General features: G+C 64.8%; 7 protein-coding genes. 5 read left to right on the top strand and 2 right to left on the bottom strand.

Annotation, left to right across the window (positions count from 1 at the left end):
* Positions 1–209: 209 nt before the first annotated feature.
* From FJ386_14255 to FJ386_14245, 3 genes are all read left to right on the top strand, one after another.
* Positions 210–1,124: a sugar phosphate isomerase/epimerase gene (locus FJ386_14255; protein ID MBM3877853.1), complete on the top strand. Its 915-nt coding sequence runs from the start codon at positions 210–212 to the stop codon at positions 1,122–1,124.
* Positions 1,125–1,225: 101 nt separating this feature from the next.
* Positions 1,226–2,020, top strand: coding sequence for a thymidylate synthase (locus tag FJ386_14250; protein ID MBM3877852.1), 795 nt, complete (start codon positions 1,226–1,228; stop codon positions 2,018–2,020).
* A 23-nt stretch (positions 2,021–2,043) separates the two neighbouring features.
* A complete protein-coding gene (locus FJ386_14245) occupies positions 2,044–3,672 on the top strand; it encodes a M81 family metallopeptidase (GenBank protein ID MBM3877851.1) in 1,629 nt (542 codons plus the stop codon).
* Positions 3,673–3,753: 81 nt separating this feature from the next.
* On the opposite strand, the gene FJ386_14240 is transcribed toward FJ386_14245, so the two are convergent.
* Positions 3,754–5,097 (bottom strand): DUF1552 domain-containing protein, encoded by a 1,344-nt coding sequence (locus FJ386_14240; protein ID MBM3877850.1) that lies wholly within the window; start codon positions 5,095–5,097, stop codon positions 3,754–3,756.
* Positions 5,098–5,299: 202 nt separating this feature from the next.
* Here FJ386_14240 and FJ386_14235 point away from each other — a divergent pair, with 202 nt between their 5' ends.
* Positions 5,300–6,010: a hypothetical protein gene (locus FJ386_14235; protein ID MBM3877849.1), complete on the top strand. Its 711-nt coding sequence runs from the start codon at positions 5,300–5,302 to the stop codon at positions 6,008–6,010.
* A 145-nt stretch (positions 6,011–6,155) separates the two neighbouring features.
* Positions 6,156–6,593, top strand: coding sequence for a hypothetical protein (locus FJ386_14230; protein ID MBM3877848.1), 438 nt, complete (start codon positions 6,156–6,158; stop codon positions 6,591–6,593).
* A 124-nt stretch (positions 6,594–6,717) separates the two neighbouring features.
* Here FJ386_14230 and FJ386_14225 read toward each other — a convergent pair.
* Positions 6,718–9,769, bottom strand: a 3,052-nt coding sequence (locus tag FJ386_14225; GenBank protein ID MBM3877847.1) for a hypothetical protein, incomplete at its 5' end; no start/stop codon positions are given.

Here is a 9,769-nt window from a genome sequence, read left to right as displayed (position 1 = left end):
TCCGTCGAGCAATAGCTGCGTCATGTAGCTCTGCCCGTGGTGCGGCGGCGGCGTGTGGGCGAAGAGGACGAGTTTCATCCGTTGCGCGCGGCTAGAGTAGCGGCAAACAGGAGCGGACTACCAAGCCGGAATCGCGGGGGGGCAAAGCGGTGCGCCCGCCATTTTTCTTCCCTGCCTGCGGCCTTGATCCTACGTTCCGGGCACAGCCTATGAACACGCTTTCACGCCGGTCCTTCCTCGCAACGACTTCAGCCGCCGCGGTCGGCGCGACCGCTTCCGCCATTGAGCCGTTTCCACGTTCGGGCAAGCCGCGGCTGCAACTCAGCCTCGCGGCGTATTCGGTGCGCGAATTCTTCACGGACGGGGCGCGCCCCGCGGCGAAGGCGCCGCCCGCGGACAAGGCGATGAACATGTTCAAGTTCGTGGACTACTGCGCCGCGCACGGCTGCGAGGGCGCGGAACTCACGAGCTACTTCTTCCCCAAGGAACTCACGACCGACTATCTCGTGCAAGTGCGGCGGCACGCGTTCCTGCGCGGCATCGCTGTCAGCGGCACGGCCATCGGCAACAACTTCTCGCATCCGAAGGGCGAGAAGCGCGACCGCGAGATCGCCCTGTGCAAGCAGTGGGTAGACCGCGCCGCGGTGCTCGGCACGTCGCACATCCGCGTCTTCGCCGGGCAGACGCGCGAACTGCCGCGCGAGGAGGCCGACAAGCTCGTCATCAGCGCGCTCGAGGAATGCTGCGATTACGCCGGCTCGAAGGGCATCTTCCTCGGCATCGAGAATCACGACGCCATCGGCAGCGCTGAACATCTGCTCAAGCTCATCAAGCCGGTGAGGAGCCGCTGGCTCGGCGTGAACCTCGACAGCGGGAATTTCCGCACCGAGAACCCCTACGATGACTTCGCCAGGTGCGTGCCCTACGCGGTGAACGTGCAGCTCAAGACGGAACTCCGGCGCGCGGGCGCGAACGCGAGCGAAGCCGCCGACCTGCCGCGCTTCGTGAAGGCGCTGCGCGACGGCGGTTACCAAGGCTGGGTCGCGCTGGAATACGAGGCGAAGGAAGACCCGTTCACGGCGATGCCGCCGGTGTTGAGGAGGTTGAAGGAGTTGTGCGGCTGATAACTCTTGGCGCGCCACATCGCTTCGCGTAAATCCCTCCGCGACGTTCACGCGGCCATCCGTCCCATGCCGTCAAATCCGTCCCGGCGACGACGACACCGATGCACCAATACCACGACCTCCTCCGGCTCGTCCTCGAGCGCGGCAAGTTCAAGGCCGACCGCACGGGCACCGGCACCTACTCGGTGTTCGGCGCACAGGCGCGCTTCGACCTGCGCGCGGGCTTCCCGCTGCTTACGACCAAGAAGCTCCACCTCAAGTCCATCATCTACGAACTGCTCTGGTTCCTCCGCGGCGACACGAACGTGCGCTGGCTGCAGGAGCGTGGCGTGACCATCTGGAACGAGTGGGCCGGCGCCGACGGCAACCTCGGCCGCGTCTATGGCGCGCAGTGGTGCGACTGGCGCACGAGCGACGGCCGGAGCATACACCAGGTGGACGAGGCCATCGCGCAACTCCGCCGAAACCCGGACTCGCGCCGCCACATCGTCACCGCGTGGAACCCCGGCGAAGTGGACACGATGGCGTTGCCGCCGTGCCACGCGCTCTTTCAGTTCTACGTCGCGGACGGCGAGCTTTCGTGCCAGCTCTACCAGCGCAGCGCGGACCTGTTCCTCGGCGTGCCGTTCAACATCGCGAGCTACGCGCTGCTCACGCGGATGGTGGCACAGGTCTGCGGGCTCAAGCCCGGCGAATTCGTGCACACGTTTGGCGACCTGCACCTCTACGCGAACCATCTCGAACAGGCGAAGCTCCAACTCGCGCGCGCGCCCAGGCCGCCGCCCGTGATGAAGCTGAATCCCGCGGTCACCAACATCCACGACTTCAAGTTCGAAGACTTCACGCTCGAAGGCTACGACCCGCATCCCGCGATCAAGGCGCCGATTGCGGTGTGAAAGGGCCGCCGCGTCCAGCCGCCATGCCCCGCATCCTCATCGTCGAGTGCAAACAGGAAGTCTCGACGTTCAATCCGGTGTTGAGCGGCTGCGAGGATTTCACGGTGCGGCACGGGCGCGCGATTCTTGACTATCACCGCACGGTGCGAAGCGAAGTCGGCGGGGCATTGAGCGTGTTCGATGCGACGCCGGGCGTCGAACCGGTGCCGGCGCGCAGCGCGCACTTCATCACGTCGGGCGGCACTCTGACGGATGCGGCGTTTGCGCGCATCGCGGGGGACATTCTCGCGAGCATCAAGGCCGCACCGCCGGTGGATGGTATTTACTTTTCCCTGCACGGTGCGATGGCGACGGAGAGCGAGGGCGACCCGGAGGGCTGGCTGCTTGCGGAGACGCGGAAGATCGTCGGCGAGCGCGTGGCCATCGTGATCTCGCTCGATTTGCACGGCATCCTCACGGACCGGATGCTGGAGCACAGCGATGCGGCGGTGGCGTTTCACACGTATCCGCATGTGGATTTCTTCACCACGGGCGCGCGCGCGGCACGGCTGCTGTTGCGCATCGTCGCGGGCGAGGTGAAGCCGGTGACGGCGAAGGTCACGGTGCCTGCGCTCGTGCGCGGCGATGAACTCATCACCGAGACCGGCTCCATCCGGCACGCGGTGAACGCGGCAAAGGCCATCGAGCAACGTCCCGGCGGACTCTCGGCGGCGATGATGTGGGGCAATCCGTTCACCGACGTGCCCGCGCTCGCGTCGAACAGCTTCGTGGTGACGGACAACGACCTGGCGCGCGCCGAGGGCGAGGCGTTGCGCATCGCGAGTTTGTTCTGGGAGCATCACGAGAAGATGCAGGTGCCGCTCACGAGCCTCGCGGACGCGGCGCGCATTGCGCGCGAGATATGGGCGGACGAGCACCCCTCACCCCATCCCTCTCCCCTCGTCCGACGAGGGGAGAGGGTGCCCGAAGGGCGGGTGAGGGGTGTTCGTGTGCGTGATGTTCCTACGACGCAAGACTCGAGCGGTGACCGCTCAAGCACCGTCGTGCTCGTGGACGCGGCGGACGCGACGAGTTCCGGCGCGTCAGGCGACAGCAACGCGATTCTTCGCGCGCTGCTCGATGCGGGCTACGAAGGCACCGCGCTCATTCCCATTGTGGACGCGGCTGCGGTGGCGGCGGCTTTCAAAGCGGGCGTCGGGAACACGGTGAAGACGACGGTCGGCGGTGCGCTCGACAAGCGGCGCTTCACGCCGCTGCCGATCGAGGGTCGCGTGCGGATGCTGTCCGACGGATGGTTTCACAGCGAGACGACGCGAGAGTTGTGGCAGGCGGGGCGCACGGCGGTGATTCAGTTTGCCGGCTTCACGCTCATCGTCACGAGCCGCGCGGTGAGCCTCTACGACCGCGCGCTGTTCCTCGCGCACGGCTGCGACCCGCGGCGCTTCGGCGCGGTCGTGGTGAAGTCGCCGCACTGCGAGCCGCACATGTTCAAGGCGTGGGCGGCGCGCTACGTGGATGTGGACGCGCCCGGATCGACGAGCGCAAACCTGAAGTCGCTCGGTCACACGAAGTGTGCGCGGCCGATTTTCCCGCTGGACGCGGACGTGAAGTTCACGTCCCAAGTGAAGCTCTTCCGGGGAAGGTGGAGTTGAACCACGAAGCCACAAAGGGCACGAAGGCCGGATTCCGGTATCCTTCTTGCCCTTTGTGCCTTCGTGGTTGAGCCGCCCGGCTCAGGCGAGGTTCTTCAATTCGCCGGTGCTGTCGCCGAGTTGCTGGACCTGGATCTCCATGCGGTTGAGCATCGCGAGCCACAGGTTGTTGAGCGGCGTTTCGCGGGGATAGACGACGTGGCGGCCGGGTGTGAGCGTGCCGCAACCGCGTCCCGCGACGAGGATGGGCAGGTCGTCGTGGTTGTGCGCATTGCCGTCGGAGTTGCCGCTGCCATAGGCGAGCATCGTGTGGTCGAGCAGTGTGCCGTCGCCTTCTTTCACGGACTTGAGCCTGCCAAGCACGTAGGCGAGCTGTTTGGTGTGGAAGCGGTTGATCTCGCGGATTTTTTCCTTCTTCACCATGTCGTTGCCGTGGTGGGAGAGGTCGTGATGGCCCTCGCGGACGTTGATGAAGGGATACGGCTTGTTGCTGCCCTCGTTGGCGACGACGAACGTGCACACGCGCGTGGTGTCGGTCTGGAACGCGAGCACCATCAGATCGCCCATCAGGCGGATGTGTTCCTCGTAGGTGGCCGGGATGCCTGTGGGTTGCGTGACGCCCTCCGGCGCTTTCGGCTCGGGAAATTTCGAGGCGCGCTCGATGCGCAGCTCGATGTCACGCACGGCGCTGGCAAACTCTTCGAGCTTGCGCTGGTCGTTGCGCCCGAGCCTGCCATTGAGTTCGTTGAAGTCGGCCTTCACCAAGTCGAGCACGCTCTTGCGCTGCGCGTCGCGGCGGGCGCGGTCCTGCGCGGAACCCGCGGCGAAAAGCCGCTCGAAGACGAGCTTCGGATTCACTTCCTTCGGCAGCGGCTGCGTCGCGGAGCGCCACGACATCGTCGAGGAATATACGCACGAGTAGCCGGAATCGCAGTTGCCGGCCATCGCGCCGGCCTCGGTGCCGATTTCGAGCGAGGCGAGGCGCGTCTGTTCGCCGATGCGTGATGCGGCGACCTGGTCCACGGAAACGCCGGCGCGGATGTCGGTGCCGTCGGTCTTGCGCGGCTGGGCGCCGGTGAGGAACGCGGAGAGGGCGCGGGCATGGTCGCCGCCGCCGTCTCCGTGGGCGCGCGCCTTGTCGGCGGTGAGTCCGGTGAGGATGGAAAAGTCGCGCTTGTGCTCGGCGAGGGGCTCGAGGATGGCGGGCAGTTCGCCGAGTTCGCCCTCGGATTGGGGCTTCCAGTCGGCCATGTTCTTGCCGTTCGGGACGTAGATGAAGGCCATGCGGTTCGGCGCGGCCTTGGTGGCGGGCGTGGCGCCACCGGCCCACGAATCGAGCGGCCCCATGGCTTCGAGCCACGGCAGCGCCAGCGTGGCGCCGATGCCCTTGAGTGCGGTGCGTCGTGAAAGTGTCAGGTTACTCATGCGATTGCGGTGCAGTTTGCTCCAAGCATCGACGGAGAAAAGCGGGAATCCTTCAACGGGAATTGCCTGCGAATGAACCGCACGGGGCGCGGTGGTCTCTTGGCTTGACGCACGGCACGAAGCAGCCGAGAATGCCGCGTCGGTCGGGGTTGTGGATTTCACACTGCGTGGGCGCGCAGAAAACCGTCGATCGGAGATCATTATGAAAGTTTCACTTCGCAGCTCTGTTGTTTGCATCGGACTTGCCGCCGTCGTTTGCACCTTTTCGAGCGGTTGCCGCACGAAGCGGCCCGAGAAGGGCATCACCGTCATCCGTGGCGGCGCGACACCCAGTGTCGGTAATCCCAACCTGATGGAAGCGGCGACGAACATCGCCCGCGTGACGCCGCCGAATCCCGTTGAGGAACCTGTCACGCCCGTGCCGCCCCCGCCGCAACCGGTCCCCGTTCCCATCGAACCCTCGAGGCCGGTGATCGAACCGAGCACGGGAGGCATCGGATTGCCTTCCGACTTGGAAAAGCTCTTCGGCATGGCGCCGGATGCGAACGCGCTCAAGCCGAACACCGTGCAATTCGCCTACGACAGCGCGGCGATCGCGGCGAAGGAACTCGCGAAGGTCAAGGAAGTCGCGATCGTCCTCCGCGGGCAACCCACCAACAAGGTCGTCGTGGACGGCCACTGCGACGAACGCGGCACGGAGGAATACAACCGCTCGCTCGGCGAGCGCCGCGCGCTGAAGATTCGCGAGCAACTCATCAAGGAAGGCATTTCCACCGACCGCATCTACACCCGCACGTTCGGCAAGGACAGGCCGTCAGCCTTCGGCCATGACGATGCGGCGTGGGCGCAAAACCGCCGGGGGGAGTTCACGCTGTTGCGTCCGGCGACGGGTGTCGGCGTCGGCACGCCCTGAGCGGCAGCAAAGCCCCGGACAAGATTGAGGCCGCGGCGATGCGGCCTCTTTCGTTTCCAGCGCGGCCGACACGACGATCGCCCGAGCCGTCACGGAAACTCCGCCTTTGACAAACCGTTCGCACGCGTGCAACGCTCGCGCCACTATGTGTCTGCGCCACCGCATCGCCAGTCTTGCCAGTGTCACCTTGATTCTTTCGGGGTGCGCGACCACTTATTCCACGTTCACCAACCTCACGCCTCGCGCCCAGCCGCGCAACGAGTCCGGGAGCTACATCGTCGAGTTCGCGTGGGATTCGCGCCAGACGGCGTTGCGGCGCGACAGCGTCCGGCCGTCGGTGCAGGTGGGCACCAACTACTACGCGATGAAACGCCTTGCGCAGCTGTCGAACCGGTGGGAGACGCTTATCCCGGTGACTCCGGGCACAAACTACGTGAACTACCGCTTCCGCGTGGATTACCTCTACAATTCCATCCCGGTGCCGCGCGAAGACAGCCGGTTCTCCGCGCTCTACCAACTGCAGGTCATTGACGCCCCGGCGCCAGCCGACACGCCCGCGGTCCCGCCGGGCTCGAAGCAATAGGACACTTCACAACGGACTTGGAATCCCCAACGCGCGGAGTGTCCCAAGAGTGCCCGTTCCGAGGCAGGACCAGCGGGAAGGATACGACCGGAGGGAGCGACAAACATCACCGCGAATCCCTGGCCTACGGGACGATGACGCGGTAGTAGCGTGTCGGGAAGTTGGTGGCCTGGGTGTCGGTGAACTGAATGACACCATGCCGCGCGATGTTGGTGGAGATGGTTTCCCAGTTGAAGAGGTCGGCTGATCCCTGCAGGTGGTAGACTTGGTTCGTCTGCCCGCTCACGCGGAACTTCGGCACTACATTTCCCGGCGTGCCCGCGCTGATGAAAAAGTTGGAGAGCGTGACGGGCACGCTGAAGTCCTTCGGAATGACGACCGGCAAATCGACGTTGTCGATGTAGACGGCGTCGAGCCCGCCGGAGAACGCCGGGTCCTTCGTGAACTTCCATTCGAGCGTGTTCGTGCCGGTGGGGACGTTGAAACTGAAGACCTGCCAGCCGCTCTCGCCGCTGACGTTCGTGAGCACGACGCCATTGAGGCTGAAGGAGAAGAAGTCGAAGCCCGCCTCGGTGCTGACGCGATAGGAGAACTGGCCCGGCCCCGCGATCATCGGCGACACGAGGCGCAGCGTGCTCGTCTGGTTGTTTCCGATAAGGCCGCTGCGCGCGAAGAACCGGCCGCCGAGGCTTGTGTTGGTTTCCGAGGCGTTCGTGACCGAGGCGGTCCATGCGGCATTCCCGGCGGCGGACCACGGCAGCTTCGTCAGCGTGCCCGTCTCGAAGTCATCGGAGAAAATCCGCGGAAGGAACGTGGCGGTGAGGGTCGTGTTGCTGACGACGTTGACGATGATGGGGTTGTCGAGCGTGTTGACCGCGCCGGACCAGGAGACGAAGTCGTGATTGGGCAGCGGATTGCCGCGGATTGAGAGGAGCGTGCCGTTCGTGTAGCTGCCGCCGGGCACGGACACGGTGCCGATGCCGGAAATGTTGAGAGTCAGGTCGAAGACCGCCGCCGGCCTGAAATCATGGGAGAGGAACGCGGTGCCGAACGCGCCGCCCAAGCCGTCCACGGCGATGTAGTAGTTGGTTCCGGCGCGGACGGCGAGCGTGATGACGCTGTGCCGGAACGGGGCGAGCGCGTCGTCGTTGAATGCCAGGTTCGTGAGCGCGGAAACCTGCGTGCCGGTGTAAACCGCCATCACTGTGTCGAAATTCGAATTCGTCGTGGTGAGGAAGAGCGAGCCGTCGGACGGCGGGACGAAGCGATACCAGATCGACTTGCCGCCGTTGTTGCCGGCGTGGTTGGGTTCGCCGACTTCCTTCGTGCCCTTCGTCGTGTCGATTGCGATCAGGCCGTTCGTGCCAAAGAGGTCGCGCGCCATGGCGAAAAGGTCGTTGGGCGGGTCGAACACGCGATACGTGACGTCCACCTTCCGCGGCGCGGAGCGATTGCCCGCGTTGTCCACCGCGACCACCTGCAGCACGTTGCTGCCGGCCGTCAGGAGAACGCGCAACGACCACGCGGCAAATCCATTGGTGCTGAGCGCGAGCACGGGGGCCTGGCCGTTCTGGCTCACTTCGACAAACTGGACTCCGGAGTCAAAAAGACCGCCGTCCGTGGCGGTCCCGGCGAGCGTGACGGCTCCATTCGTGGTGATGAGGCCGCTGAATGGCGCCGTAATGGTGACCCCCGGCGCGTTCGTGTCGGGCACGCCATCGAAGAAGACCCTGAGATTCACAGTGCCTGAGGCGAAGGGGGGCACACCGGCCACCGCGATGTGGTAGGTCTCGCCGGCGGTGGCATCGAAGTAGAGCCAGCCCCGCGGGTTGTTGGTGATCGAGTTGATCGCGGGCACATCATTCGTCGCGGCGACGAGCGTGAGCGCGTCCACGGCCAGACCGGTGTAGACGGCGATCGCCGTGTCAAAGGTGCTGCCGCCGGGATCCACCAGCACGCGGCCGCTGTTAGTCGGCGCAAAAGTAAACCAGATGGAGTTGGTGACCCCGGCAGTGCCTGCGTGGACGGGTTCGCCGGTTTCGATGTTCGCGAAGTGAGTGTAGCCGGTAAGCATCTGGCCCGATGCGGCAATCTTGAGCGAATTGGCCAGGAGGTCGTTGGGGGGCGCGGTGAGGATGCTGTAGCTGACGATGGTCTGGTCAGGTTGTTTGCCCGGTGCGGTGGTGTTTACGTAAAATGTGTAGTTGCCGCTCGCGAGGTTGGACAGGGCGTAGGAATAGACGTTGTCGCCGGAGATCGCGTCGGGCGCCAGGCCGTCATTCGGAACAAAGATGTTTGTGAAGACGGGAATGGAAGCCGAGTTCACGGCGCTGAGGAAAACGAATGCGTCGGTCACCGGGGTCGTGTCCCGCACGGTGACGAACATGTTCAGATTCGTGCCTCCGAACACGGTCGATCCGGTGGGCGGGAAGACTGAAACCTCAAGGATGTTGTCGGTGACGGGCGCTGCGCCGCTCCCATAGAAGTCAAGGCGCACGGTATTGACCGTGCCGGTGGAACCCGTGGCTGTGTCGATCACCTGCACGGTCCATGTGCCCTGCGCGAATTCGCCCCAGTGCCGCACGGACATGAAACTCCACGCGGTGAAATCCGGATTGAAATCCGTGGAACGTGGCTCGCAGACGCGGCTGACCGTTCCGCTCGGGGAGACGAGGATGATCCGTAGATCGCCACGCCGGGGATGGGAGATGTCCACGGTGACGGTGACTTGCTCGACTCGAAAACTCGAATTCGTGACGATGAAGGTCTGGGTGACGCCACCGGGTGTGTTGTCGGGTATCGCGACGGCCGCCCCCTGGGACGTGTAAGCAGCGGTGAGTTGCGGGCCGAGGTTGTTCCACGATGTGGCGAGGTTTACCGCGGCCTCCGCGTTGATCATGCCGGCGCCGAACTGATGATTGAAATTAAACCCCGCGCTGTTCGTGATCCAGTCGGAGTCATTGGGCGTCACTTTCGTGGCGGAGCGGATCAACACTTCGCGCACGTCGCGCCAGCCGAGATTCGGGTTGGCCTGAAGGATCAATGCAATGACACCTGAAACAAGCGGCGCTGCGCTCGATGTCCCGCTGAAAGTGCCCGTGTAGTCCTTGTCGGTGTAGTCCGAAGGCGTCGCCGCGGAATTGAATCCGCTGTTGCCCACCAAGTCTGTCGTCGTG

This window comes from Verrucomicrobiota bacterium (genome assembly GCA_016871675.1).
In the GTDB taxonomy this organism is placed as follows: domain Bacteria; phylum Verrucomicrobiota; class Verrucomicrobiia; order Limisphaerales; family VHCN01; genus VHCN01.
Note: the sequence above shows the minus strand (reverse complement) of the source record. Positions and strands in the feature narration are given on the sequence as shown.